Origin of the sequence: Klebsiella pasteurii (genome assembly GCF_018139045.1) — a bacterium.
Classification (GTDB): Bacteria; Pseudomonadota; Gammaproteobacteria; order Enterobacterales; family Enterobacteriaceae; genus Klebsiella; species Klebsiella grimontii.
The window spans coordinates 2,826,813-2,851,699 of sequence record NZ_CP073236.1; the positions used below are offsets into that span (position 1 = coordinate 2,826,813).

The following is a 24,887-nucleotide window of genomic DNA, read 5'->3' on the forward strand; positions in this document are numbered from 1 at the left end:
CTCCACGACGCGCCCCGCTGTCGGGACGCGCGCATAATCATTAAAGGAATCAGGGGATAAAAGGCGTTCAGAACGCCGGACATCGGGCGGATTGCTTAATGCCCAGCGCCAGTAATGCTTCGGCAGCTACGGCGGCGGCATGGTCAGCTACCTGCGGTAGCCCCATCAGTTCACCGAAATGGGCCCGCGCGGCGGGCCCGGAGACCAGCAGATTGGGCGCGACCCGCCCTTCCCGGCCAATCGCCCGCGAGCGGCGATCAACGTCCAGCCCGAGGCCAAACGCGTCGGCGCGAATCAGCCCATCCTGGCTCAGCTGGCGCAGCAGCGGCTGGCTGTCGGTGAGGGCCCCGTGCGCCGGGCCGGTGGTTAAAATAAAATGGTCAACGCTCACCCGCTGCGCTTCACCGCCCCGGGGCGAGAGGGTGAGCGTCAATTTTTGCGCGTCGCCTGCCAGCGCAGTAAGCCTGGCCGCCAGCACTCGCAGGCTGCCGTTGCGCTGGCGCTGCTCAAGAATCCCGGCGACCTGGGGAGCGATACGGTAGCGGTGAACGTCCCAGTAGCTGCGTAAATGACGCAGGAAGCGCTGACGATCGGCCACCGACAGCGCCTGCCAGATCTCCTGCCCCTGATTACGCACCGCGTCCAGCACCACCTGCCAGGCCTGCCCCCGCTCTGCGGCGCGGTCGATATCCCGGCGGATTTGCCGCAGCCGCTGGCGCAGCGATCCGTAGGTATACTCGCCTTCCCAGGGGTCAGCGCTGCCGCTCAGGTTGCTGCGGGAGAGTAGCCCACGGCGTGAAAATGCCGTTATCGGCCCCCGATGTCCCAGCCGCGTCAGCGTCGCGACGGTATCCGCCATCGTCAGGCCGGTGCCCATGACCGCGACGCTCGCCTCCGGCGCGATAGCGTCCAGCACGCCCGTTCGCCAGGGGTTAGCGATGAGCGCCGGATGGATCGCGAACGGCGTCGCCAGCGACGGCAGAGAGGGCGGCGGATGGCTGATGGCCAGCACCAGCAGATCGGCCCGCAGCCGATGCCCGCCATCGGTGATAATCTCGCCATCTTCAAACCTTAGCGCCTGCTCGCGCAGATGCGTCAGCCGCCCACCGCTGGCGCGCGCCTTCTCGGCAAAACGCTGGGCGACGTAGCGGCCAAACTGGCCGCGCTGCGGATAGACCGCGCCGTCTTCCAACAGAGCCTGCGGATCATCAGCAAAAGCAGGCTGGCTGCGGTACCAGCGGTCGAATGCGCCCTCCTCTTCCCCGGCAAGCTGCATCCGTGCGGCGGGAACGTTAATCCGATGGCTCGGTTCGGTCGTGGAGTAGGCCACGCCCGCACCGGGCACCTCGCGCGGCTCCAGCAGCGTGACCCGCACGCCAGTCGGCGCCAGGCGCAGGAGATGAATAGCCACCGCCGCACCGCTAAATCCGCCGCCGACGATCACTACGTGCGGTTCAGTTTGCATAGCCCACCGCCTTCAGAAACCGGTGTAACATACGCGCCTCCTCAGCTTGCGCTGACCTGTTTCACCGGACGCTTATCGCCGCCGATGGTTTCGCCGAACGGGCCGGTATTGACGCTACGCGCCTTCGGCTGATCGTGGCCTGCCAGCGGCAATAGCGGCATGACCAGGTCAGCGAAACGATGGGCTTCTTCCAGATGCGGATAGCCGGAGAAGATAAAATTGGTGATACCGAGCGCCTGATATTCGCGAATGCGTTCTGCCACCTGCTGCGGATTGCCGACCAGCGCCGTTCCCGCCCCGCCGCGCACCAGCCCTACGCCCGCCCACAGGTTCGGCGCAATACGCAGATTGTCGCGCGATCCTTTATGCAGCGAGCTCATGCGCGCCTGGCCGGTGGAGTCCATACGGGCAAAAATTTTCTGCGCCTGGGCGATGGTCTCGTCATCAAGGTGAGAAATCAGCCGATCGGCGGCGGCCCACGCCTCCTCTTCGGTTTCGCGAACAATCACATGCAGACGAATCCCGTACTGCAACGTGCGGCCCCGGGCGGCGGCGCGCTCGCGCACTACCGCCAGCTTTTCGGCCACCAGCGCCGGCGGCTCCCCCCAGGTCAGGTAGGTATCGATTTGATCGGCGGCAACGTCGATGGCTTCCTCAGAGGAGCCGCCAAAAAACAGCGGCGGGCCGTTTTCCTGTACCGGCGGAAACAGCACTTCCGCGCCTTCCACGTGGATATGCTCGCCGTGATAATCCACCTTTTCACCTTTCAGTAGGCGCGAGTAGACGTCGAGAAATTCGCGGGTGACCTGATAGCGTTCGCCGTGGCTGAGGAAAATACCGTCGCCTTTGTTTTCCACCGGATCGCCGCCGGTGACGACGTTAATGAGCAGCCGACCGCCCGACAGACGGTCGAGCGTCGTCGCCATCCTCGCCGCCAGCGTCGGCGGCTGCAGGCCCGGACGAACGGCCACCAGATAGCGCAGGCGACGGGTCAGCGGCGCCAGCGCCGAGGCCACCAGCCAGGAGTCCTCGCAGCTTTTCCCCGTTGGGATCAGCACGCCGTAGTAGCCGAGGCTGTCGGCCGCCAGCGCTACCTGCTGCAGGTAAGGCAAATCAACCGGCCGCCCGCCCTCCGCGGTGCCCAGGTAGCGACCATCGCCGTGGGTGGGCAGAAACCAGAACACATTGATTTTGTCGTCGGTTTTTTGCGTCATTATCGATTTCCTATATAACCATATTCGATATTTATCGAAGAGTTGTTTTAATTTGGTTATATGAGTGTTAGCGATAATCGTGCCAATGGTGAATAAAAAATTAACAATACAAAATCAGTCGGTTAGATAAAACGGGACCGTATACCGCTGTTGCAAATGCCGCAGCCAATGCGTTCGGACTGCGGCATTTGCAACTGACCGGCGAGTTAGCCCTCTGGTTTCCGTCCCCGGCACAGGATAACTTCAGGATATCAAAAGCCGGAGGTCAACCATGCTGAATCCTGAATTTCCATCCTCAACGCCCACGCTGATCGACCCGGCGTCGAAAGCTTTTCAGAGCCTGCTGGATAAACTGGCCCCAACAGAGGCGACCGTACTGATCGTCGGCGAAACCGGCACCGGTAAAGAGGTCGTCGCCCGCTACCTGCATCACCATAGCCCGCGCCGTCACCGGCCGTTCCTGGCCGTCAACTGCGGCGCGCTCAGCGAAAGCCTGGCGGAAGCGGAGCTGTTCGGCCATGAAAAAGGTGCGTTTACCGGCGCGGTACAAAGCCATCCCGGCTGGTTCGAAGCGGCGGAAGGCGGCACGCTGTTGCTCGATGAAATCGGCGAGCTTAGCCTGGCGCTCCAGGTGAAACTGCTGCGCGTCCTGCAGGAGCGCGAAATCACCCGCGTCGGCTCGCGCAAGGCCATTAAGGTCGATGTGCGGGTGATCGCCGCCACCCACGTGGATCTGATGCAGGCCATCCGCGAGCGTCGTTTCCGCGAAGACCTCTACTATCGACTGAATATCGCCATCGTGCCGCTGCCGCCGCTGCGCCAGCGTCGCCAGGATATTCCGGTGCTGGCGGACCATTTTCTCTCGCTCTACGCCCGCCGCTTAGGTCGCCCGGTTCGCCGTCTGGCCCCGGAGACGCTGGCAAGGCTGATGGCGTACCCCTGGCCGGGCAATATTCGCGAGCTGGAGAACACCCTGCATAACGCGGTATTGCTGAGTAAAGAAGAGGAGATCGGCCCCGCCCAGCTGCGGCTGACGACCCTGAACAACGAGCCCTCGGCAGTTGGCGATAATGAACTCGACGATTTTATTCGTCGTCAGCTTTCCCTGCCGGGCGAACCGCTGTGGGAAAGGGTCACCGGGGCGCTGATACGCGGCGCGATGGCCCACAGTGACGATAATCAAAGTCAGGCCGCGGCGCTGCTCGGTATCAGCCGCCACGCGCTGCGCACGCAGCTGGCAAATTTAGGCATCATTAAAAGCCGCCGCCGTCAGGAGCCCCGCTACAGCGCGGCGGTCAAAACGATCTCTCGCGACCGGGAACTGCGCATCGGCTTCCAGCGCTTCGGCAATCTTGGCATCCTGAAAGCGCGGCAAAGTCTTGAGCAAGCTTTTGCCAGCCGCGGCGTCAGCGTGCTGTGGAGCGAGTTCCCCGCCGGGCCGCAGCTGCTGCACGCGCTAGCCTGCGATGAAATCGATTTTGGCACCACCGGCGAAGCGCCGCCGGTTTTCGCGCAGGCCAATAACAGCGAACTGGTCTACGTCGCCTGGGAACCACCCGCGCCGCAAAGCGTGGCGATGGTCGTCCCGCAGCACAGCGACATTCGCACCCTTACCGACCTGCGCGGCAAGCGTATCGCGCTGAATAAAGGTTCTAACGTGCACTGGCTGCTGCTGCATATCCTGGAAGAGGCCGGGCTGGGATTACATGACGTCAAAGTGGTCTATATACCGCCGAAATATCCACTGACCGCCAGCGATTACCTGGCGGTGGACGCCTGGATGATGTGGGATCCGCTGCTCAGCGACGCGGAATATAGCGGTGAATTACGGGTTGTCGCCAGCGGCGAGGGGCGCGTCAATAACCACCAGTTCTACCTGTCGCGCCGCGACTACGCCAGCCGCAATAGCGATATCATGCAGCGCCTGCTGGCGGAACTGACGCAGACCGGGCAGTTTATCGACCAGCATCGGGAGGAAGCCGTCGGACTGCTCTCCGCCGAGCAGGGGCTTAACGCCGCTTCTCTGGCCCGAGCCCTGGCGCGCCGCAGCCATCGACCGCGGCCAATGGATCTCCACGTGATTCGCGCCCAGCAAAGTATCGCCGATCGTTTTTACGCGCTGGGCCTGATCCACAAACCGGTGTCGGTACGCGAGGCGGTCTGGTACGGCGAGGCCACTCATGGCGATCCTCGCCTGCTGATGCACGTTGGTTAGCCCGAAACTGCGAGGCATCTTCCTGATTTTCCTGGTGCCAATAGCCTCATCCGCGCGGTGGTGTTACCCTAAAAGACGTTGAGAATAAGGGGGATCCGTGGCCGTTCATTTGCTAATCGTCGACGCACTTAATCTGATTCGCCGCATCCATGCGGTGCAGGGGTCACCCTGCGTCGATACCTGCCTGCATGCGCTCGAACAGCTGGTGGTTCATAGCCAACCGACCCACGTGGTGGCGGTATTTGATGATGAAGACCGCGGCCACGGCTGGCGGCATCAGCGCCTGCCCGATTATAAAGCCGGGCGCGCGCCGATGCCGGAGACCCTCGAAGCGGAAATGCCGGCGCTGCGGGCGGCGTTTGAGCAGCGCGGGTTTCGCTGCTGGGCGCTCAGCGGCAGCGAAGCTGACGATCTCGCCGCGACCCTGGCGGTAAAGGTGGCGCAGGCTGGCCATCAGGCAACCATCGTTTCAACCGACAAAGGCTACTGCCAGCTGCTGTCGCCGACGATTCGCATCCGCGACTATTTCCAGAAGCGCTGGCTCGACGCGCCGTTTATCGCCAAAGAGTTTGGCGTGACGCCGGAGCAGCTGCCCGACTACTGGGGGCTGGCGGGCATCAGCAGCTCAAAGGTTCCCGGCGTGGCGGGGATTGGTCCAAAAAGCGCCGCCCAGCTATTAACCGATTTCCAGGATCTGGAAGGAATCTACGCGCGGCTGGCGGACGTGCCGGAGAAGTGGCGCAAGAAGCTGGAAGAACAGCAAGAGATGGCCTTCACCTGCCGGGAAATCGCACGTCTGCAAACCGATTTACAGCTGGACGGCAACCTGCAGCAGCTGCGGCTGGCCCGCTAGCGCTGGGGCTTCCCGGAGGCAATGCTGCGGATCTGTCCGGGCTACCGATCCGCAGACGGTGATGACCCAGTAGCCCCGGTAAGGCGCCAGCCGCCACCGGGGGAATAAGCGAAGCCGCACTGGATCTGTTTCCCGGAAGCCGTCGGCAGAAACCTTCGCTTACGGCATCACTCTTCGATACGCAATCCGTAGGTTTTGAATTTCTCCAGCACAACGGCGATGGCCTCGTCATCAAGAACCGGCACCGGATCGATAATCGCCAGGGTACTGAGATAGAGCTGCGCCAGTACCTCAACTTCATGCGCCAGCCACAGGGCCTTTTCCAGATTCTCTTCACAAGCGATCAGTCCATGGTGCTGCAGCAGCGTCGCTTTACGATTTTTCAACGCCACGGCCACATGTTCAGACAGCTCGCGGGTACCGAACGTGGCGTATGGCGCGCAGGGGATAGAGTTGCCCCCCGCCGCCGCAATCATATAGTGAATGGCGGGAATGGGGCGATTGAGGATCGACACCGCCGTGCAGTGAACCGCGTGATTATGCACCACCGCGTGCGCGTCAGGGCGGGTCTGATAGGCCGCCAGATGAAAACGCCACTCGCTGGACGGCAGTTTACCCTGTTCGTGCTGGCCTTCGGCATCGATATACACAATATGCGCCTCCGTCAGCTTTTCATATGGAATACCCGTCGGCGTGATCAGCATTCCCCCTTGATAACGCACGCTCACGTTGCCGGCGGTCCCCTGATTTAACCCCAGCCGGGTCATTTCCAGGCAGGTATCAATAATCTGCCGGGCCAGTCTATTTCGTTCCATTCTTTACCTCTCTTTATGATGCGCAATGCCACAACAGACGGCTCGTCGGATAAGACGCGCGACGCTGTTGAATAACTCGAATAATTGCCCATCATCTTCATCCCGAATAATCAGAAAGGAATTTACATTCACCGGTTCTGTGATACCCCTCACTTATTTCAGGCTAAAAAAAGCGTTCTCTCGTTTTTGCCTGATAAAAAAATGCCCGTTCTTACTCATAGATTTAAAAACGGGCATTTTGCTGATAGTTTTAACAACTGACCGTTTTCTTTATTATAAATTAAATCGGGCATTCAACCTGTGGGTTTTAGAATTAACTTCCTCAAACGGTCATGTTTTTCTGATAATTAAAGTGATGATAATCACATAAAATCACCGAGGGGATGCTAAATGTGACCGTCATCATATTAAAAGGCGTTTTTAATTTGAAAATGCATTCATGAGTTCATTCCGTGATGTTTATTTCACTGTTGACGTCGCCGCAAGAGCTCACCTGATTATTGTGGTCTGGTGGGCATAAGCCGGCCGCTGAACACGCTTCTGAACCAATGAGGATGCTATGGGAAACACAACAATACAAACGCAGAGTTTTCGTGCGGTAGAGACAGGGAAAAGCAAGCGCTACATTATTCCCTTCGCCCTGCTGTGCTCGTTATTTTTTCTTTGGGCGGTCGCTAATAATCTCAACGATATTTTATTACCACAATTTCAACAAGCCTTTACGCTGACGAATTTTCAGGCCGGACTGATTCAATCCGCCTTTTATTTCGGCTATTTCGTTATCCCTATTCCGGCCGGAATCTTGATGAAAAAGTTAAGTTATAAAGCCGGTATTATTACCGGACTGTTCTTATATGCTTTTGGTGCCGCGCTATTCTGGCCCGCCGCCGAGGTCATGAATTACACCTTATTTCTGATTGGCCTGTTTATTATTGCTGCGGGCTTAGGGTGTTTAGAAACCGCGGCAAACCCGTTTGTTACCGTGTTAGGCCCAGAAAGCGGCGGTCACTTCCGGCTTAATCTTGCCCAGACCTTTAACTCGTTTGGCGCCATTATTGCGGTGGTTTTTGGGCAAAGTCTTATTTTGTCTAATGTGCCGCATCAATCGCAGGATGTGCTCGATAAAATGGCTCCGGAGCAGCTTAGCGCCTATAAGCACAGCCTGGTGCTCTCGGTGCAAACCCCGTATATGATCATCGTCGCGGTTGTCTTACTGGTCGCTCTGTTGATTATGTTGACCAAATTTCCGGCCCTGCAGAGCGACGACCATAGTGACGCCAACCAGAGTTCTTTCTCCGCTTCCCTTGCTCGCCTGGTCCGCGTTCGCCACTGGCGCTGGGCGGTGCTGGCGCAGTTCTGCTACGTTGGCGCGCAAACCGCCTGCTGGAGCTATCTGATTCGCTACGCTATCGAAGAGATCCCCGGCATGACGCCCGGTTTCGCCGCCAACTATCTGACCGGCACCATGGTGTGCTTCTTTATCGGCCGCTTCTCCGGTACCTGGCTCATCAGCCGCTTCGCGCCGCATAAAGTGCTGGCGGCCTACGCCCTGCTTTCCATGATCCTGTGCCTGATTTCCGCTTTCACCGGCGGCCACGTGGGTCTGCTGGCCCTGACGCTGTGCAGCGCTTTTATGTCCATTCAGTATCCGACCATCTTCTCGCTGGGCATCAAAAACCTGGGGCAGGACACCAAATACGGCTCCTCTTTTATCGTCATGACCATTATTGGCGGCGGGATCGTCACCCCGGTGATGGGCTTTGTCAGCGACGCCGCCGGCAATATTCCCACCGCGGAGCTGGTTCCGGCCCTGTGCTTTGCCGTCATCTTCATTTTCGCCCGTTTCCGTTCGCAAACGGCAGCTAACTAAACATTTATCCGAATAACGTGAGGAATCTGTAATGAAAAAAATCAGCTTACCGAAAATTGGCATTCGCCCGGTGATCGATGGACGCCGCATGGGAGTACGCGAGTCGCTGGAAGAACAAACCATGAACATGGCGAAAGCCACCGCCGCGCTGATCGCGGAAAAACTGCGTCACGCCTGCGGCGCGCAGATTGAGTGCGTCATCGCCGACAGCTGCATCGCGGGTATGGCGGAGTCCGCTGCCTGCGAGGAGAAATTCAGCAGCCAGAACGTCGGCGTCACCATTACCGTCACCCCGTGTTGGTGCTACGGCAGCGAAACTATCGATATGGATCCGCTGCGGCCAAAAGCCATCTGGGGCTTTAACGGCACCGAGCGCCCCGGCGCGGTTTACCTTGCGGCGGCGCTGGCGGCGCATAGCCAGAAGGGTATTCCGGCATTCTCCATTTATGGCCACGACGTACAGGACGCCGACGACACCAGCATTCCGCCGGATGTCGAAGAAAAACTGCTGCGCTTTGCCCGCGCCGGCTTAGCGGTCGCCAGCATGAAGGGCAAAAGCTATCTTTCCGTCGGCGGCGTGTCGATGGGGATTGCCGGTTCTATCGTCGATCACAACTTCTTCGAGTCCTGGCTAGGTATGAAAGTGCAGGCGGTGGACATGACCGAACTGCGCCGCCGCATCGACCAGAAAATCTATGATGAAAGCGAGCTGGAAATGGCGCTGGCGTGGGCGGATAAAAACTTCCGCTACGGCGAAGACCAGAACGCGCAGCAGTATAAGCGCAATGCCGAACAGAGCCGCGCGGTGCTGAAAGAGAGCCTGCTGATGGCGATGTGCATTCGCGACATGATGCAGGGCAACAGCAAGCTGGCGGAAAAAGGGCTGGTCGAAGAGTCATTGGGCTATAACGCCATCGCTGCGGGTTTTCAGGGCCAGCGCCACTGGACCGATCAATACCCCAACGGCGATACCGCCGAAGCGCTGCTCAATAGCTCGTTCGACTGGAACGGCGTACGCGAACCCTTTGTCGTCGCCACGGAAAACGACAGTCTCAACGGCGTGGCAATGCTGATGGGCCACCAGTTGACCGGCACCGCTCAGGTATTTGCCGACGTGCGCACCTACTGGTCGCCGGAAGCGGTAGAACGCGTCACCGGACAACCGCTCACCGGGCTGGCGGAGCACGGCATCATCCACCTGATCAACTCCGGTTCGGCGGCGCTGGACGGCGCCTGCAAACAGCGCGATGCGGAAGGCAAGCCAACCATGAAACCGCACTGGGAAATCAGCCAGCAGGAGGCCGACGCCTGCCTGGCGGCCACCGAATGGTGCCCGGCGATTCATGAATACTTCCGCGGCGGCGGCTTCTCCTCCCGCTTCCTGACCGAAGGCGGCGTGCCGTTCACCATGACCCGCGTGAATATCATCAAAGGTCTTGGCCCGGTACTGCAAATCGCCGAAGGCTGGAGCGTAGAGCTGCCGAAAGCGATGCATGACCAACTCGATGCCCGCACCAACTCCACCTGGCCCACGACCTGGTTTGCGCCGCGCCTGACCGGTAAAGGCCCGTTCTCCGACGTCTACTCGGTGATGGCGAACTGGGGCGCTAACCACGGCGTGCTGACCATCGGGCACGTCGGCGCCGACTTTATCACCCTGGCGTCGATGCTGCGGATCCCGGTCTGCATGCATAACGTAGATGAGGCGAAAATTTATCGCCCCTCCAGCTGGTCTGCGCACGGTATGGATAGCGAAGGCCAGGATTACCGCGCCTGCGAAAACTACGGCCCGCTGTATAAACGTTAATGCGGCTTTGCCCGGTGGCGCAGGCTTACCGGGCCTACAGAACCGTAGGCCGGATAAGCGCGGCGCCATCCGGCGACGTTTATGGAGTTCACTATGAAAAAAGACGTCATCCTGGTCCTCGACTGCGGCGCCACCAACGTGCGGGCGATTGCGGTTGACCGCCAGGGGAACATTATCGCCCGCGCCGCAACGGCCAACGCCAGCGATATCGCCGTGGAGAACAGCGCCTGGCACCAGTGGTCGCTGGAGGCGATCCTGCAACGTTTCGCCGAGTGCTGCCGGCAGATTAGCGATGCGCTCTCGTCCTGCACGGTTCGCGGCATCACGGTCACCACCTTCGGCGTCGACGGCGCGCTGGTGGATGAACAGGGCAAGCTGCTCTATCCGGTCATCAGCTGGAAATGTCCGCGTACCGCGGCGGTGATGGACAATATCGGCCGCTTTATGCCCGCGCAGCAGCTCCAGCAGATTGCCGGCGTCGGCGCATTTGCCTTCAACACCTTGTATAAGCTGATCTGGCTGAAAGAGAACCACCCGCAGCTGCTGGAGCAGGCCCATGCCTGGCTGTTCATCTCCTCGCTTCTCAACCAGCGTCTGACCGGGGAATTCACGACCGATATCACCATGGCGGGCACCAGCCAGATGCTGGATATCCACCAGCGGGATTTCAGCGCGCAGATCCTGCAGGCGACGGGGCTGCCGCGCCGCCTGTTTCCCCGGCTCGTTGAGGCGGGCCAGCAGATCGGCACGCTACAAAGCGATGCCGCGAAGATGCTGGGTTTAGCCGTCGGCATTCCGGTTATCTCCGCCGGACACGATACCCAGTTCGCGCTGTTTGGCGCGGGCGCGGAGCAGGATGAACCGGTGCTCTCTTCCGGCACCTGGGAAATCCTGATGGTGCGCAGCGCTCAGGTGAATACGCCGCTACTCAGCCACTACGCGGGATCCACCTGCGAGCTGGATAGCCAGCCGGGACGCTATAACCCCGGCATGCAGTGGCTGGCCTCCGGCGTGCTGGAATGGATACGCCAGCTGCTGTGGACGCCTGAAACGCCGTGGCAAACGTTGATTGAAGAGGCCCGCGCCCTCCCCGCCGGCGCTCAAAAAGTGAAGATGCAGTGCGACCTGCTATCCAGCCCAAATGCGGGCTGGCAGGGCATCACGCTGAATACCACTCGCGGTCACTTCTACCTCGCCGCGCTGGAGGGATTAGCCGAACAGCTGGCGAACAACCTACAAACGCTGCAAAAAATCGGTCACTTTAACGCCAGCGAGCTGCTGCTGGTCGGCGGCGGCAGCCGCAACGCGCTGTGGAATCAGATCAAAGCCAACAGGCTGGAGATCCCGATTAAAGTACTGGATGACGCCGAAACCACCGTCGCCGGCGCCGCCATGTTTGGCTGGTATGGCGTCGGTGAATTCAGCAGCCCTGAGCAGGCCAGAGCGCAGGTGAGCTATCAGTATCGCTATTTTTACCCGCAAACCGATCCCGAACTGATTGAGGGAGTATGAGATGCTAAAAACAATTTCCCCGTTAATATCGCCGGAGCTACTGAAAGTGCTGGCGGAAATGGGGCACGGAGATGAGATCGTCTTTTCCGATGCCCACTTCCCGGCGCACAGCATGGGGCCACAGGTCATTCGAGCCGACGGCCTGCAGGTCAGCGACCTGCTGCAGGCGATTATTCCGCTGTTTGAGTTAGACAGCTACGCTCCGCCGCTGGTGATGATGGCCGCCGTGACCGGCGACGCCCTCGATCCGCAGGTGGAAACCCGCTACCGCGAGGCGCTTTCCGGCCCCGCGCCCTGCCCGGATATCACGCGCATCGACCGTTTTGCTTTCTACGAGCGGGCGCAAAAAGCCTTTGCGATCGTTATCACAGGTGAGCGCGCTAAGTACGGGAATATTCTTTTAAAAAAAGGAGTAACGCCGTAATCTCATGCCGGAGCGCCCGTCTGATGCGGGCGCTCAGCGAACGCCAGGGTGAGAAAAATGAAAGCGGCACGACAGCAAGCGATACTAGACCTGCTCATTAACCATAACAGCCTGACCACCGAAGCCTTATCGCTGCAGCTGAACGTCAGCAGAGAAACCATCCGCCGCGATCTCAGCGAGCTCCAGTCCCAGGGAAAAGTGCTGCGTAACCACGGCCGGGCAAAAGTCATTCACCGGCAAAGCCGGGATAGCGGCGACCCTTTTCATATCCGTCTGAAAAGCCACTACGCGCACAAAGCGGATATCGCCCGCGAGGCGCTTGCGTGGATAGAAGAGGGGATGGTTATCGCCCTTGATGCCAGTTCCACCTGCTGGTATCTGGCCCGCCAGTTGCCTGATATCGACCTTCACGTCTTTACCAACAGCCAGCCAATTTGCCAGGAGCTCAGCAAGCGAGAGTACATTCAGCTCACCTGCTCCGGCGGTACGCTCCAGCGAAAATACGGCTGCTACGTCAGCGCGTCGCTTATCCCACAGCTCAAAGCGCTGGAGATCGACCTGTTCATTTTTTCCTGCGAGGGTATCGACAGCGAGGGCGCGCTCTGGGACTCAAACACGGTGAACGCCGAGTTCAAATCGCTGCTGCTCAAGCGGGCGTCGCAATCGTTATTGCTGATTGATAAGAGCAAATTTAATCGCTCAGGAGAGGCACGGATCGGCCATCTGGATGATGTGACGCATATTGTTTCGGACGTGTCGCAGTCATAACGGCTATGGCAGCGCCGGATAGCGGCTTAGAGCCTATCCCAATAGGCGTTATTGGTGCAGTCAGTTTGAACACGGACAGCGCGGAAGAACCGGAGCGTACACGTAGTACGTGAGGATTCTGAGCACTGCCCAGGTTCAAAATGGCAAACAAAATAGCCCTAATGGGATAGGCTCTTAGTGCCCTATCCGGCCTACAAGCGGGCAAACTAGCGTTCGTCGCGGCGACCGCCGACGGGAGCCCACAGGCGGCGAACGTGAACCGTCACCTCTTCGCGATCGTGATACAGCTGGCGCGCCTGGATCTGCGCGTTGATACCGTGCTCGTCGAGCTGTTCCTGAATATAGGCCAGGTTACGCGATAGCTCTTCGTAGCGTTTTTTCATCGGCAGCTTCAGGTTAAAGATGGTTTCCCGGCACCAGCCGTTCACCAACCACTGCGCCATCAGCGCCGCCACTTTCGCCGGCTTCTCTACCATATCGCACACCATCCACGAGATGTTGCTGCGCGTTGGGCGATACTTGAAGCCATCTTCACGCAGCCAGGTCACCTGGCCGGTATCCATCAGGCTTTGCGCCATGGGGCCGTTATCCACCGAGGAGACCCACATATTGCGTTTCACCAGCTGATAGGTCCAACCGCCGGGGCAGGCGCCGAGATCCACCGCGTACATACCGTTCGCCAGACGCTCATCCCACTCATCCGCCGGGATAAAGACGTGAAACGCCTCTTCCAGCTTGAGAGTCGAACGGCTTGGCGCATCGGACGGGAACTTGAGGCGAGGAATGCCCATATAGAACGGCGAGTTGTTGTTAGACAACGAATAGCCGGTGTAGCAGCAGCCCGGCGCAATAAAGAACACGTGGACCACCGGACGTTTTGGCGTTTCATAGTTGGTCAGCACGCCCGCTTCGCGCAGCGCCGCGCGCAGCGGTACCGTAAACTTGCGGCAGAACTTCATCAGCTCTTTGCTTTCGTTGGTATCGGCCACTTCCACGCGCAGCTCGCCGCCCTTCTCCACCACGCCCTGCAGCATACCGACGATCGGGGAAATCCGGTCTTCCGGCGGCAGGTCGCGCAGCAGTTCGCCAACCACAAACATCTGGCGGGCAAACACCAGCGAGCTGAACGGCAGCTCGCGCACCAGCTTTTCGCCGTCTTCGGCCTGATAGCACTCAAAAATCACATAGCCGGAGTCGTCTTTGACTCGGGCAAAACCAAACACCTCAAGGCGCGAGGCCTTATCGGTAATTTCTGCTGCGCACTCTTTCTCAAACCCAGGGCGACAATAGAGGACAACTTTATTCATGAACAACGCCCTTACGTTTCAGACGAATTGCACCAATTAACATTAATACCCAACCGGCGAGGAAGCAGACGCCCCCGACCGGCGTAACGAACGCCCACAGGCGTAAATGCGAGAGCGCCAGACAGTAGAGGCTGCCGCTAAAAAGAACGGTACCGAGCGCCATAAAGACGCTGCTCCAGTAAAACCAGATGCTGATCCGGCGCTGCATCGCCACCGCCAGGCCAAAGATCGCCAGCGTATGGAAAGCCTGATACTGCAGGCCGGTGTGGATCCAGCCCATTTCCGCAACGCCCATCGTTTTACTTAAAACATGCGCGCCAAAAGCGCCCAAAGCCACAAAGATAAAACCGCTTATCGCGGCGAAAATCAGCATAAAACGGCTGGTCATGTGTTTACCCTACGATGATTTATTGTTCATAACGAAAGCGAAATTTTTCTTGTTCATTAGCCGCTTTTGCCAGAATCCACTGGCGGAAGGCGGCTATTTTACCCAGTTCTGCCTGACTGTCATGACAAACGAGATAAAACGCATTCTTACTGACCAGAACATCATTAAACGGACAGACCAAACGGCCTGCCTCAATCTCGGACTGCGCCATCACATTGTTGGCCAGCGCGACCCCCTGTCCATGGATTGCCGCCTGCAGCACCATTGCGCTGTGGCTAAATATAGGTCCTTGTTGAACATTGATATGGTTTAGACCCAACTGACGGGTATAAGTTTGCCAGTCGCGGCGGGAAGCGTCGTGCAGCAGGGTATGTTGCGCCAGATCGGCAGGCATTTTCAACGCTTTATCACCGGTGAGTAACAGCGGGGAACACACCGGGAGCAGATATTCGGCGTACAGTTTTTCCACCCGTAGCCCCGGCCAGTTGCCGCGGCCGTAAAAAATCGCCACGTCGACATCGTCGGCTAGCTTATCTTCCTGACGGTCCACGGCCTGGATTCTGACGTCGATTCCCGGATAAGCTGAGTTAAAGCTTGTGAGTCTCGGCACCAGCCACTGAATGGCAAAACTGGGCAGCATACTGACGGTTAAAGCCCCTTTTGCGCTTCGCGCCTGAAGCTTGCGGGTCGCTTCGGTGAGCTGCGAAAAAATCTCTTTGATATCCTGAAAATAGCTCTGCCCCTCCTCCGTTAAAAGAAGAGAACGATTGCGTCGACGGAACAGTTTGAGGCCGAGGAAATCCTCCAGGGACTTGATTTGGTGGCTGACTGCGGCCTGGGTCACAAAAAGCTCATCGGCGGCGCGAGTGAAGCTAAGATGACGGGCGGCAGCATCAAAAACACGTAATGCATTCAGAGGTGGCAAACGCTTGGACATAGTTATTCTGGCTTAGATGTTAAGGCAATTTAACAAACAGGAAACAATAGTTAACCTATTAGTTTTTTTTATCTGAGCTATTATAATTTGTCCGTTGAGCTTCTACCAGCAAATACCTATAGTGGCGGCACTTCCTGAGCCGGAACGAAGAGCTTTTTTTGGAATGCGTGTTCCAACAAGCTTTTGGCTTACGGTTGTGATGTTGTGTTGTTGTGTTTGCAATTGGTCCGGGTTTGCGGACCATGGTAGCTCAGCTACCCCTTTTCACTTCCTGTACATTTACCCTGTCTGTCCATAGTGATTTAATGTAGCACCGCACTGCGCGGTGCTTTTTTTTTGCCTGCTATACCCGTCATACTTCAAGTTGCACGTGCGTTGGCCTCGGATTACTCGGCCGAGCCGTGGGCCTCACCCTGGCGGGCCGTCGCAAGCGACGTTCAAATCTGCTCCCGGCAGATTTGTCGTTCACTCCAGTCACTTACTCGATTAAGCTCCTGGGGTTCGCTCACTTGCCCCCTTCCTGCAACGCGAATTATTTAGGGTATATACGCTAATCACTTATCCAGCTCGCCCAGCTGTTTGACGTCAGAACGGTTAATCTGCTGCTTGTTACCCCAGGCATCTTTGTACGAAATCATGCCAGTATCATTATCCGTTTGCGGTTTGCCGTCGGTCACGATGGTGCGCCCATCGTTGGTATGCATCACGTAGTTGGAGGAGCACGCGCTCAGGCCAAAGGTCAGCACACAGGCAGTAATAATTGCGGCAGTCTTATTCATTTTCATCTTTCTCTCCTTTCGACTATTTATACTGTTTATGATTCGTTCTGTACCAGGTTAAAACGCAAACCCAACACTATTCAGCATAACTATCTTTTACCCACCCGAAGCCATATTCAGAAAATTCCAGTCGTTAGCACAAACCTTGTATCACCCGCCGATTTGCGCGACGATCCTGATATCGATACGAGGAATCTCATGAACGCATTCAACCCCGTCCAATTTCGCGCCCAGTTCCCGGCGCTGGCCGACGCCGGCGTCTATCTTGATAGCGCCGCGACCACCCTCAAACCGCTGGCGGTCATTGAGGCCAGCGACCAGTTCTATCGCCTTAGCGCCGGCAACGTCCATCGCAGCCAGTTCGCCGCCGCCCGGCAGCTAACCGAACGCTATGAGAACGCGCGCGAACGCGTGGCGGCGCTGCTTAATGCCCCATCCGGCGAAGATATCGTCTGGACGCGCGGCACCACCGAAGCCATTAATATGGTGGCGCAGAGCTACGTGCGCCCGCGTCTGAAACCCGGCGATGAGATTATCGTCAGCGAAGCGGAGCATCACGCCAACCTGGTGCCGTGGTTAATGGTTGCAGAGCAAACCGGCGCGCGGGTGGTGAAGCTGCCGCTGGCGGGCAACCGTCTGCCGGACGTAGCGGCGCTTGGCGCGCTCATCACGCCGCGCAGTCGGGTGCTGGCGATTGGCCAGATGTCCAACGTCACCGGCGGCTGCCCGGACCTGGCGCTGGCGATTCGCCAGGCTCGCGCTGCCGGGATGGTGGTGATGGTCGACGGCGCGCAGGGGGCGGTGCATTTCCCGGCGGACGTCCAGGCGCTGGATATCGACTTTTATGCTTTTTCCGGCCATAAGCTCTACGGGCCGACCGGCATCGGCGCGCTGTATGGCAAACGCGAACGGCTGGCGGAGATGTCGCCGTGGCTCGGCGGGGGAAAAATGATTACCGAAGTCACCTTCGACGGCTTCAAAACCCAGCCCGCCCCCTGGCGCTTCGAGGCCGGGACGCCCAATATCGCCGGGGTGATTGGCCTGAGCGCGGCGCTGGAGTGGCTGGAGGAGACGGATATCGCGCAGGCGGAAAACTGGTGCCGCAGTCTGGCCACGCTGGCGGAAGAGGAGCTGGCGAAACGTCCGGGATTCCGTTCGTTCCGCTGCCAGGACGCCAGCCTGCTGGCGTTTGATTTTGACGGCGTTCACCATAGCGATATGGTGACGCTGCTGGCGGAATCGGGTATCGCGCTGCGCGCCGGTCAGCACTGCGCTCAGCCGCTGCTGGCGGCGCTTGGCGTCAGCGGCACGCTGCGGGCCTCCTTCGCGCCTTATAATACGCAAGACGACGTTTACGCGCTGGTGCACGCCATTGACCGCGCTCTGGAAATTCTGGTGGACTAATGACGACTTCTCACCCTTTTGGAACCCGCATCACCGAGGCATTTCTACGGCAGACCTTTACTCCGCTCAGCCAGTGGGAGGATAAATACCGCCAGCTGATTTTACTGGGCAAGCAGCTTCCCGCCCTGCCGGACGACCAGAAAGCGCGCGCCAAAGAGATTGCCGGGTGTGAAAACCGCGTCTGGCTGGGCTATTCCGTCGATGCCGAGGGCAAGCTGCATTTCTTCGGCGATAGCGAAGGCCGTATCGTGCGCGGCATGCTGGCGGTGCTGTTGACCGCCGTTGAAGGCAAAAGCGCCGCCGAGCTGCTGGCGCAGGATCCGCTGGCGCTGTTTGATGCGCTGGGAATGCGCGGCCAGCTGAGCGCCTCGCGCAGCCAGGGGCTCAGCGCCCTGAGCGAGGCGGTACTCGCCGCCGCCCGCGAGGTTGAGGTTTAAGCTCATCCCGGGGGCGGCGCCTGCGCCGCGACCCGGGAATTTACGCCGTCAGCCGCTCCGCCTTCGCCAGCATTTTCTTCAGCGCGTGGGAGACGGCGACAAAACCAAAGGTCGCGGTCACCATCGTCGCGGCGCCAAAACCGGATGCGCAATCCATTCGCTTCGGCCCCTCAGCGGTGCTTTTCATCGCGCACACGCTGCCGTCCGCCTGCGGATAAACCAGCGCTTCGGTGGAAAACACGCAATCCACGCCGAGCTTACCTTTGCTGTTTTTCACCACCCCGAACTGGCTCTTCAAACGCTCGCGCAACTTTGCCGCCAGCGGATCCTGGATGGTTTTCGCCAGATCGGCGACCTGAATTTGCGTCGGATCGATTTGCCCGCCCGCGCCGCCGGTGGTCACCAGCGGAACCTTATGGCGACGACAGTAAGCGATCAGCGCCGCTTTCGGGCGCACGCTGTCGATGGCGTCAATCACGTAGCTAAAACCAACGCCAAGATACTCCGCGACGTTTTCCGGGGTGATGAAATCGTCCACCACCGTGACCCGGCACTCGGGGTTGATCAGGCGAATGCGCTCCGCCATCACCTCGGCTTTCGCCAGGCCAACGTTACCGCCAAGCGCGTGGATCTGGCGGTTGGTGTTGGTCACGCAGACGTCATCCATATCGATGAGGGTTATCGCGCCAATCCCGGTTCTCGCCAGCGCTTCCGCCGCCCAGGAGCCCACGCCGCCGATGCCGACCACGCAGACGTGCGCATCGGCAAAACATTGCAGCGCCTTTTCACCATATAAACGCGCCGTGCCACCAAAACGCTGGCGCCAGGCATCGCTGATTACAACAGACATAAAACCTCAGAATAAGTGGATATTCCCGGGCCGCGGCGCAAGCGCCTTACCCGGGCTACCGTAGCCCCGGTAAGCGCAGCGCGACCGGGGAAAAGAACGTGAGTACTAGCCGCTAAAGACGTTGCCCGCGCCCGGCGCGTTTTTCAGCACCCATACGCGGCCATAGTGGTTATACCAACCGGCACGGTGTCCGGCATCCGGACCAATGCCCTGGTAAATATCGAAGTGCTGGCCTTTAATCGCGCCGCCAACGTCGAGGGCCACCATTAAACGCAGCTCGTACTGGCCGTTGAACTTACCGTTATTGTCCAGCAGCGGCACTTCCGCCAGCAGCGTGGTGCCAGCAGGAACAATGGAACGGTCGGAGGCCACCGACGCGCGGCCAATCAGCGGCACCGCGCTGGCGCCTTTCACCGGCGCAAAGGACTGCGGTTTAAAGAAGACGAACGACGGGTTCTGCTCCAGCAATTCACGAACCTCCGCCTCGCTGTGCTTTTCGCCCCATTCGCGGATCGCCTGCATCGACATATCTTCGCGCTTCACTTCGCCGCGGTCGATCAGCACTTTACCGATGCTGTAATAGGGCCAGCCGTTTTTCCCGGCATAGCTGAAGAAGTTCAGCGGCGAACCGTCGCCAAAGTCAATGTAGCCGCTACCCTGCACGTCCATGATGAAATTATCCATCAGCGAGTTGCTGTAGGCCAGGATGTAGTTGTCGCTCAGAGCGCCGGCGTAGATGCTGGCGCGGGACGGCAGCTTGCCGCGCTTCGGCGGCATCCGGTAAATCGGATACTGGAACTCGCCCTGGCGAGTATGACGCGCCTGCACCACCGGCGTGTAGTAGCCGGTAAACTGAACGTTACCGTAGTTATCCGTCCCCTGCATCTGCCAGGCGTCGATACCAAACTGGCTCAGCGTGCGAGTGTCGCCGCCGGAACGCAGCCACTCCTGAATCGCATTGTAGACGTTGCTCTGGCTGGTGTAGAGACGCGGAGAGGCGCTACGAATCTGTCTCACCTGCTCGGAGAAGTCGCCGGCGTTAATCGGCGAGCCGACCGCATCAGGTTGGTTAACCAGCGAAAACGGCTGGGTGAGTTTACCTTCATTATACTGCTGACCGCGATCGGTCGGTTTTGAGGAACAGGAGGCCAGCATTGCCAGCATCGCGCCTGTTACTGCATATTTTGCCCAACGTCCTTTCATGGTATCTCTTCTTTATGCTGCTAAGCCCGGGTGCGTGATGAAGATAACAAACCGCCAGGGCTAATGAAATGCGCTTAGGCACCGCAAAGGCAGTTTTGCGCAAAAAACAAGCGGGAAGTGCTTCTGTATGCACCATTTTTTACAAAATCGACGATTTCTGTCAAAAAGGGTTGCATCAAAACGTTAGCGGAGTATAGTGCGCTTCCACGGACGCGGGGTGGAGCAGCCTGGTAGCTCGTCGGGCTCATAACCCGAAGGTCGTCAGTTCAAATCTGGCCCCCGCAACCAATTAAAATCAGAGAAGTAACGTTACTCGATGGAAGAGTAATGACGGACGCGGGGTGGAGCAGCCTGGTAGCTCGTCGGGCTCATAACCCGAAGGTCGTCGGTTCAAATCCGGCCCCCGCAACCAATTAAAATCTGATGCAAGTTTACTCGATGAAGAGTAAAGACGGACGCGGGGTGGAGCAGCCTGGTAGCTCGTCGGGCTCATAACCCGAAGGTCGTCGGTTCAAATCCGGCCCCCGCAACCAACATCATAAACACCCTCAAGGGTGTTTTTTTGTTTCTGCGTTCCGCAAAATCTTCCATGTGATTCAGGGAACGGCGCAGCGCCGCTCCCCAGCCCTTTCTCAGCCCTTCGGCAACACAATATTGCTCGCCGCCAGCATGCCCATCTCGTGGTACATCGCGCAGGCTGCTTCAACGATCGGCATCGCCAGCGCCGCGCCGCTGCCTTCGCCCAGGCGCATCCCCATATTCAGGTAGGGCTCCAGTTCGAGATGCATCAGCGCCGTACGCGCGCCCTTCTCTGCCGAATAGTGGGACGGGATCAGATAGGGTTTCACTTCCGGCGCAATTCGGCACGCCGCCAGCGCCGCCGCGTAGGAGAGAAAGCCATCGAGCACCACCGGCAGGCCGCAGGAGGCCGCGCCCAGCATCACGCCCGTCATCCCCAATAAATCAAAACCGCCCACTTTCGCCAGTACATCCAGGCCATCATTCGGGTCGGGTCGATTGACGGCAATTGCCCGACGCACCACCTCCACTTTGTTAGCGACTTTCGCCAACGGCAGATTAGCGCCAATCCCGACCACCTCCTGGGCATCGCTACCGGTCAGAACGCTGACAATCGCCGCCGCCGGGGTGGTATTGGCCATTCCGAGCTCCCCGACGCCAAACAGCGTCACGCCATCCTGCGCCAGCCCTCGCGTATAGCGCATCACCTCCAGCAGCAGCTCTTCCGCCTGGCCGCGGCGCATTGCCGGACCGACGGCGATATTGCCGCAGCCGCGCGCCACGCGCATGTTGATAACGCCCGGAATAAGCTCGGCATCGATCCCGACATCAATCACGTGCACCTTCGCACCCGCCTGCGCCGCCAGTACGCAAACGCCGGTTTTGCCCAGCGTCATATTCGCCGCCTGAATCGCGGTCACCGCTTTTGGCGAGATGGCGACCCCTTCGTCCCACACGCCGTGGTCGGCGCACATCACCAGCAACACCTTCTTTTTCACCTGCGGGACGCCGTCAAGGCCAGGCATGCCCGCCAGCTGCACGGCAAGATCTTCAAGGCGTCCAAGGCTTCCGGGCGGCTTCAGCAGACCATCAATATGAAGCCGGGCGCGCGCCATCGCTTTTTCATCAGGCGCAGGGATCGCACTCAGTAGAGAGGTTAAGCTTTGCATAGAGGTTCTCGTCATGTTGGCTGGCTCAGGGCAGAGCCAGCAAGAAGAATAACGCCCGGTACGGCGCGCCTGATTTACTTGATTTTCACACCAATGCCCGACACCACCAGCCAGACCTCGTCCGCCGCCGCCGCCAGGCGCTGATTGACGCGCCCGGCGATGTCGCGGAAATGGCGGGCCAGACGATTCTCCGGCACAATCCCCATCCCCACTTCGTTGGTCACCAGCACCACGCGGGCCGGACAGCGCTGGCAGGCGGCGATCAGGACGTCGATTTCGGCGTCGATCGCCCGCTCCATCGCCGCATAATCCCAATCGTCCGGCGCGCTGTCGCCGCCCAGCGCAAACAGCAGGTTGGTCACCATGGTGGTAATGCATTCCAGCAAAATCGCCTCTTCCGGGGCGATATCCGGCGTTATCAGCTCATCAAGCTGCCGCCAGCGCTCGGCGGTGCGCCAGTGTGCGGGCCTGCCATCGCGGTGGTGCTGGATCCTCGCCGCCATCTCGTCATCAAAGATCTGTGAGGTAGCGATGTACAGTACCTGCGGCGCATGGGCGATCAGCGCTTCGGCATGACGGCTTTTACCGCTGCGCGCCCCGCCGGTGACTAAAGTCAGCATACGGGCTCCTGATGTTGACGCATGATGGCGTAGATTTTTTCGATATCGATATGCTGGCGCATCGCGTCGGCCAGCAGATCGAACTGGCGGGATTTATACTGCGCATATTCGACATCGCTATCCAGCGCCGCCAGCCCTTTACGCTGGCGCAGGCCGTTAACCAGCGCGCGGGTAAATTCATCGCTATCAAACAGGCCGTGCAGATAGGTGCCAAACGCCAGGCCGTCATCACTGACCGCGCCGTCCGCTACGCTCAGCCCATTTTTATGGAGTTGCATCAGCGAACGGCAGCCATCGCGCAGCTCAGTTTCGCCCATATGGATCTCATAGCCGCGTACGGCCAGCCCCGCCGTTGCCGCCAGCCACGCCGGCAGCCCTGGAGCGAGGGTCGCCCTCACCTGGGTGGTCGTTTTGCTGTGCGCAAAGTGGGTGACGGTATTGAGCAAACCCAGCCCCGGCTGCGTGCCAAGCCCCGACTCCACCTCATCGATAATGGTTTCGCCGAGCATCTGGTAGCCGCCGCAGATCCCCAGCACCGGTACGCCCCGATGCCGGGCCTGCAGCACCGCGTGCGCCATGCCGCTCTCGCGCAGCCAGCCCAGGTCGCCAAGCGTATTTTTACTGCCCGGCAGGATCACCATATCCACGCCCGCCAGCTCCTGCGGCTGGCAAACATAGCGGACGCGGACGTCCGGCTGCGCCGCCAGCGCGTTGAAATCGGTAAAATTGGCGATGTGCGGTAGCTGAACCACGGCAATCTCAATGTCGCGCCTGTCGGTGCGCAGATATTTGCCCTTTTGCAGCGCGACGCCGTCCTCATCTTCGAGATCGACGTCCAGCCACGGCATCACGCCGAGTACCGGGACGCCGGTGAGCGCTTCTATCTGCTCGATCCCGGAATACAGCAGCGCCACGTCGCCGCGAAATTTATTGATAATCACCCCTTTGACCCGCGCGCGCTCGTGGTCGTGCAGCAGCGCGAGGGTGCCGTAGATAGAGGCGAATACGCCGCCGCGATCGATATCGGCCACGAGGATCACCGGGCACTGGGCCATCTCGGCCATGCCCATATTGACGATGTCGCGATCGCGCAGGTTGATCTCCGCCGGGCTGCCCGCCCCTTCCAGCACCAGCACGTCATGTTCGGCGGCCAGGCTATGATAGACCGCGAGGATCTGTTCGCGCAGGCGCGGCTTGTATTCGTGATAGCTCACCGCGTCCATATCGGTCGCCACCTTGCCCATCAGCACCACCTGCGCTTTGCGGTCGCTGGTCGGCTTAAGCAGCACCGGGTTCATGCGCACGTCCGGCGCGATCCCCGCCGCTTCGGCCTGGAAAATCTGCGCGCGGCCCATCTCTTTGCCATCCGGCGTAATACCGGAATTGAGCGCCATATTCTGCGATTTAAACGGCGCGGTGCGCTGCCCGTCCTGATAAAAAATACGACACAGCCCAGCGACCAGCACGCTTTTACCGACGTCGGAAGCGGTGCCCTGTAACATAATTGCCAGCGTCATGACGCCTCCTTCATCGCGTTGCTTCGCATCCGCGTAAAAAATTCTTCTTCGGTTTTACACAGCGGCAGCCCGAGCTGCGCGTGCAGCTTCACCAGCCACGGCTGGGTTAGCCCGGCCTGGGCCATCAGTTCGCTGCGGGCAAACACCTCGCCGGGTTCGCCATGCGCCAGCACTTCGCCGCGGCGTAACACGTAAACCGCATCACTGACTTCATAGATCAGATCGATATCATGGCTGGAGATCGCCACGTGGTTGCCCCGATCGGCAATACGCTTAATGATGTCGATCATCTGCGCGCGTCCCGAAGGATCGAGCCCTGCCGTAGGCTCGTCGAGCAGTAAATAGCGCGCCTGCAGCACCAGCGCGCCGGCTATCGCCACGCGCTTTTTCTGCCCGTGGCTCAGGCACTGAATCGGCTGGTGACGAAACCCCTGGGCATCGACGAGAGTCAGGGCATCGTCCACCCGGCGGGCAATTTCCTCTTCCGCAACTCCCAGGTTACGCAGGCTAAAGGCGATATCGCTGTCGATATCGGTATAGAAAATCTGCTGGTCCGGGTCCTGGAAAACGGTCGCCACCTGCTGACGCAGCGCCAGCAGGCCGCGCTTGCTGTAGTCCAGCGGATTTCCCTGCCACAGCACCGCCCCGCTCTGCGGGCGCAGCAGACCGCTCAGGTTCATAAACAGCGTCGATTTTCCGCAGCCGTTCGCCCCCACCAGTCCGGTCACCGCGTGATGGGAAAAATCCAGCGTCAGCCCCTTCAGCACCGGCTCGTCCTGATAGCGAAACCAGAGATCGGTCGTGGCAAGCATAC

The 24,887-nt window shown here is 59.2% G+C and carries 22 protein-coding genes and 3 tRNA genes; 12 read left to right on the plus strand and 13 right to left on the minus strand.

Translation table 11 applies throughout. The annotated features are described in order from the left end of the window. Nucleotides 1–67: 67 nt before the first annotated feature. Nucleotides 68–1,465 carry an FAD/NAD(P)-binding protein gene (locus KCG39_RS13210; protein WP_142468458.1) on the minus strand — a complete coding sequence of 466 codons (1,398 nt, stop codon included), beginning with the start codon at nucleotides 1,463–1,465 and terminating at the stop codon, nucleotides 68–70. 41 nt (nucleotides 1,466–1,506) lie between these two features. Next, nucleotides 1,507–2,679, minus strand: a complete 1,173-nt coding sequence (ssuD, locus tag KCG39_RS13215) for an FMNH2-dependent alkanesulfonate monooxygenase (RefSeq protein WP_049088640.1) — start codon at nucleotides 2,677–2,679, stop codon at nucleotides 1,507–1,509. 271 nt (nucleotides 2,680–2,950) lie between these two features. Between ssuD and KCG39_RS13220 the strand changes: the two genes are divergently transcribed. Together KCG39_RS13220 and xni are read left to right on the plus strand one after the other, a co-directional pair. Further along, a complete protein-coding gene (locus KCG39_RS13220) occupies nucleotides 2,951–4,894 on the plus strand; it encodes a sigma-54-dependent Fis family transcriptional regulator (protein ID WP_142468459.1) in 1,944 nt (647 codons plus the stop codon). Between the two features lie 97 nt (nucleotides 4,895–4,991). Continuing rightward, the gene (xni, locus tag KCG39_RS13225) at nucleotides 4,992–5,747 is read left to right on the plus strand and encodes a flap endonuclease Xni (protein WP_004124395.1); all 756 of its coding nucleotides are present in this window, start codon (nucleotides 4,992–4,994) and stop codon (nucleotides 5,745–5,747) included. A 167-nt stretch (nucleotides 5,748–5,914) separates the two neighbouring features. Here xni and fucA read toward each other — a convergent pair whose 3' ends face one another. Further along, entirely contained in the window at nucleotides 5,915–6,562 is a 648-nt protein-coding gene (fucA, locus tag KCG39_RS13230) for an L-fuculose-phosphate aldolase (RefSeq protein WP_004124398.1), read from the minus strand. A gap of 559 nt (nucleotides 6,563–7,121) precedes the next feature. On the opposite strand from fucA, the gene fucP reads away from it, so the two are divergent. From fucP to fucR, 5 genes are all read left to right on the plus strand, one after another. Further along, nucleotides 7,122–8,432, plus strand: coding sequence for an L-fucose:H+ symporter permease (fucP, locus tag KCG39_RS13235; RefSeq protein ID WP_004124401.1), 1,311 nt, complete (start codon nucleotides 7,122–7,124; stop codon nucleotides 8,430–8,432). A gap of 31 nt (nucleotides 8,433–8,463) precedes the next feature. Next, nucleotides 8,464–10,239, plus strand: a complete 1,776-nt coding sequence (gene fucI / locus KCG39_RS13240) for an L-fucose isomerase (RefSeq protein ID WP_142445197.1) — start codon at nucleotides 8,464–8,466, stop codon at nucleotides 10,237–10,239. A 93-nt stretch (nucleotides 10,240–10,332) separates the two neighbouring features. Next, nucleotides 10,333–11,751: an L-fuculokinase gene (gene fucK / locus KCG39_RS13245; RefSeq protein ID WP_142445198.1), complete on the plus strand. Its 1,419-nt coding sequence runs from the start codon at nucleotides 10,333–10,335 to the stop codon at nucleotides 11,749–11,751. 1 nt (nucleotide 11,752) lies between these two features. Continuing rightward, entirely contained in the window at nucleotides 11,753–12,175 is a 423-nt protein-coding gene (fucU, locus tag KCG39_RS13250; protein WP_004124410.1) for an L-fucose mutarotase, read from the plus strand. Between the two features lie 57 nt (nucleotides 12,176–12,232). Next, on the plus strand, nucleotides 12,233–12,943 hold the full coding sequence (fucR, locus tag KCG39_RS13255) for an L-fucose operon activator (RefSeq protein ID WP_142445199.1): 711 nt from the start codon (nucleotides 12,233–12,235) through the stop codon (nucleotides 12,941–12,943). A gap of 206 nt (nucleotides 12,944–13,149) precedes the next feature. On the opposite strand, the gene rlmM is transcribed toward fucR, so the two are convergent. From rlmM to KCG39_RS13275, 4 genes are all read right to left on the minus strand, one after another. Then, nucleotides 13,150–14,250, minus strand: a complete 1,101-nt coding sequence (rlmM, locus tag KCG39_RS13260) for a 23S rRNA (cytidine(2498)-2'-O)-methyltransferase RlmM (RefSeq protein WP_142468460.1) — start codon at nucleotides 14,248–14,250, stop codon at nucleotides 13,150–13,152. Continuing rightward, on the minus strand, nucleotides 14,243–14,638 hold the full coding sequence (locus tag KCG39_RS13265) for a DUF423 domain-containing protein (RefSeq protein WP_004105073.1): 396 nt from the start codon (nucleotides 14,636–14,638) through the stop codon (nucleotides 14,243–14,245). The genes rlmM and KCG39_RS13265 overlap by 8 nt, the downstream gene beginning before the upstream one ends. A 19-nt stretch (nucleotides 14,639–14,657) precedes the next feature. Next, nucleotides 14,658–15,575 (minus strand): glycine cleavage system transcriptional regulator GcvA, encoded by a 918-nt coding sequence (gcvA, locus tag KCG39_RS13270; protein WP_004124422.1) that lies wholly within the window; start codon nucleotides 15,573–15,575, stop codon nucleotides 14,658–14,660. A 554-nt stretch (nucleotides 15,576–16,129) separates the two neighbouring features. Then, a complete protein-coding gene (locus tag KCG39_RS13275; protein WP_032742197.1) occupies nucleotides 16,130–16,354 on the minus strand; it encodes a YgdI/YgdR family lipoprotein in 225 nt (74 codons plus the stop codon). A gap of 198 nt (nucleotides 16,355–16,552) precedes the next feature. Between KCG39_RS13275 and csdA the strand changes: the two genes are divergently transcribed. Together csdA and csdE are read left to right on the plus strand one after the other, a co-directional pair. After that, the gene (gene csdA, locus KCG39_RS13280) at nucleotides 16,553–17,758 is read left to right on the plus strand and encodes a cysteine desulfurase CsdA (RefSeq protein WP_087829888.1); all 1,206 of its coding nucleotides are present in this window, start codon (nucleotides 16,553–16,555) and stop codon (nucleotides 17,756–17,758) included. Beyond that, nucleotides 17,758–18,195, plus strand: coding sequence for a cysteine desulfurase sulfur acceptor subunit CsdE (gene csdE / locus KCG39_RS13285; protein ID WP_004124433.1), 438 nt, complete (start codon nucleotides 17,758–17,760; stop codon nucleotides 18,193–18,195). The genes csdA and csdE overlap by 1 nt, the downstream gene beginning before the upstream one ends. A 40-nt stretch (nucleotides 18,196–18,235) precedes the next feature. On the opposite strand, the gene tcdA is transcribed toward csdE, so the two are convergent. Both tcdA and mltA read right to left on the minus strand, forming a co-directional pair. Then, complete coding sequence (tcdA, locus tag KCG39_RS13290) at nucleotides 18,236–19,045, minus strand: tRNA cyclic N6-threonylcarbamoyladenosine(37) synthase TcdA (RefSeq protein ID WP_004124436.1); 810 nt, start codon at nucleotides 19,043–19,045, stop codon at nucleotides 18,236–18,238. A 105-nt stretch (nucleotides 19,046–19,150) separates the two neighbouring features. Next, nucleotides 19,151–20,248: a murein transglycosylase A gene (gene mltA, locus KCG39_RS13295; RefSeq protein WP_087829891.1), complete on the minus strand. Its 1,098-nt coding sequence runs from the start codon at nucleotides 20,246–20,248 to the stop codon at nucleotides 19,151–19,153. A 211-nt stretch (nucleotides 20,249–20,459) separates the two neighbouring features. Here mltA and KCG39_RS13300 point away from each other — a divergent pair. The 3 genes from KCG39_RS13300 (at nucleotide 20,460) to KCG39_RS13310 (ending at nucleotide 20,781) form a co-directional block, all read left to right on the plus strand. Beyond that, nucleotides 20,460–20,536: transfer RNA gene (locus KCG39_RS13300), tRNA-Met, on the plus strand. 47 nt (nucleotides 20,537–20,583) lie between these two features. Next, a tRNA-Met gene (locus KCG39_RS13305) sits at nucleotides 20,584–20,660 on the plus strand. Nucleotides 20,661–20,704: 44 nt separating this feature from the next. After that, nucleotides 20,705–20,781, plus strand: a tRNA-Met gene (locus KCG39_RS13310). A gap of 99 nt (nucleotides 20,782–20,880) precedes the next feature. Here the strand turns inward: KCG39_RS13310 and cobT are convergent. From cobT to KCG39_RS13330, 4 genes are all read right to left on the minus strand, one after another. After that, a complete protein-coding gene (gene cobT / locus KCG39_RS13315) occupies nucleotides 20,881–21,936 on the minus strand; it encodes a nicotinate-nucleotide--dimethylbenzimidazole phosphoribosyltransferase (protein ID WP_087829893.1) in 1,056 nt (351 codons plus the stop codon). Between the two features lie 74 nt (nucleotides 21,937–22,010). Next, nucleotides 22,011–22,556: a bifunctional adenosylcobinamide kinase/adenosylcobinamide-phosphate guanylyltransferase gene (gene cobU / locus KCG39_RS13320; RefSeq protein WP_004124443.1), complete on the minus strand. Its 546-nt coding sequence runs from the start codon at nucleotides 22,554–22,556 to the stop codon at nucleotides 22,011–22,013. Continuing rightward, entirely contained in the window at nucleotides 22,550–24,073 is a 1,524-nt protein-coding gene (locus KCG39_RS13325; RefSeq protein WP_004124447.1) for a cobyric acid synthase, read from the minus strand. The genes cobU and KCG39_RS13325 overlap by 7 nt, the downstream gene beginning before the upstream one ends. Then, nucleotides 24,070–24,885 (minus strand): energy-coupling factor ABC transporter ATP-binding protein, encoded by an 816-nt coding sequence (locus KCG39_RS13330; protein WP_004124450.1) that lies wholly within the window; start codon nucleotides 24,883–24,885, stop codon nucleotides 24,070–24,072. Before KCG39_RS13330 ends, KCG39_RS13325 begins: the two co-directional genes overlap by 4 nt. Nucleotides 24,886–24,887 lie beyond the last annotated feature (2 nt).

Excerpts from the sequence above, each read along its gene's own strand:
- KCG39_RS13210 (WP_142468458.1), bottom strand. The coding sequence starts at position 1,465 with ATGCAAACTGAACCGCACGTAGTGATCGTCGGCGGCGGATTTAGCGGT.
- cobU (WP_004124443.1), bottom strand. The coding sequence starts at position 22,556 with ATGCTGACTTTAGTCACCGGCGGGGCGCGCAGCGGTAAAAGCCGTCAT.
- KCG39_RS13265 (WP_004105073.1), bottom strand. The coding sequence starts at position 14,638 with ATGACCAGCCGTTTTATGCTGATTTTCGCCGCGATAAGCGGTTTTATC.
- ssuD (WP_049088640.1), bottom strand. The coding sequence starts at position 2,679 with ATGACGCAAAAAACCGACGACAAAATCAATGTGTTCTGGTTTCTGCCC.
- KCG39_RS13325 (WP_004124447.1), bottom strand. The coding sequence starts at position 24,073 with ATGACGCTGGCAATTATGTTACAGGGCACCGCTTCCGACGTCGGTAAA.
- mltA (WP_087829891.1), bottom strand. The coding sequence starts at position 20,248 with ATGAAAGGACGTTGGGCAAAATATGCAGTAACAGGCGCGATGCTGGCA.
- KCG39_RS13220 (WP_142468459.1), top strand. The coding sequence starts at position 2,951 with ATGCTGAATCCTGAATTTCCATCCTCAACGCCCACGCTGATCGACCCG.
- rlmM (WP_142468460.1), bottom strand. The coding sequence starts at position 14,250 with ATGAATAAAGTTGTCCTCTATTGTCGCCCTGGGTTTGAGAAAGAGTGC.
- KCG39_RS13330 (WP_004124450.1), bottom strand. The coding sequence starts at position 24,885 with ATGCTTGCCACGACCGATCTCTGGTTTCGCTATCAGGACGAGCCGGTG.
- gcvA (WP_004124422.1), bottom strand. The coding sequence starts at position 15,575 with ATGTCCAAGCGTTTGCCACCTCTGAATGCATTACGTGTTTTTGATGCT.
- fucK (WP_142445198.1), top strand. The coding sequence starts at position 10,333 with ATGAAAAAAGACGTCATCCTGGTCCTCGACTGCGGCGCCACCAACGTG.
- fucR (WP_142445199.1), top strand. The coding sequence starts at position 12,233 with ATGAAAGCGGCACGACAGCAAGCGATACTAGACCTGCTCATTAACCAT.
- fucP (WP_004124401.1), top strand. The coding sequence starts at position 7,122 with ATGGGAAACACAACAATACAAACGCAGAGTTTTCGTGCGGTAGAGACA.
- csdA (WP_087829888.1), top strand. The coding sequence starts at position 16,553 with ATGAACGCATTCAACCCCGTCCAATTTCGCGCCCAGTTCCCGGCGCTG.
- fucU (WP_004124410.1), top strand. The coding sequence starts at position 11,753 with ATGCTAAAAACAATTTCCCCGTTAATATCGCCGGAGCTACTGAAAGTG.
- tcdA (WP_004124436.1), bottom strand. The coding sequence starts at position 19,045 with ATGTCTGTTGTAATCAGCGATGCCTGGCGCCAGCGTTTTGGTGGCACG.
- cobT (WP_087829893.1), bottom strand. The coding sequence starts at position 21,936 with ATGCAAAGCTTAACCTCTCTACTGAGTGCGATCCCTGCGCCTGATGAA.
- fucI (WP_142445197.1), top strand. The coding sequence starts at position 8,464 with ATGAAAAAAATCAGCTTACCGAAAATTGGCATTCGCCCGGTGATCGAT.
- csdE (WP_004124433.1), top strand. The coding sequence starts at position 17,758 with ATGACGACTTCTCACCCTTTTGGAACCCGCATCACCGAGGCATTTCTA.
- fucA (WP_004124398.1), bottom strand. The coding sequence starts at position 6,562 with ATGGAACGAAATAGACTGGCCCGGCAGATTATTGATACCTGCCTGGAA.
- KCG39_RS13275 (WP_032742197.1), bottom strand. The coding sequence starts at position 16,354 with ATGAATAAGACTGCCGCAATTATTACTGCCTGTGTGCTGACCTTTGGC.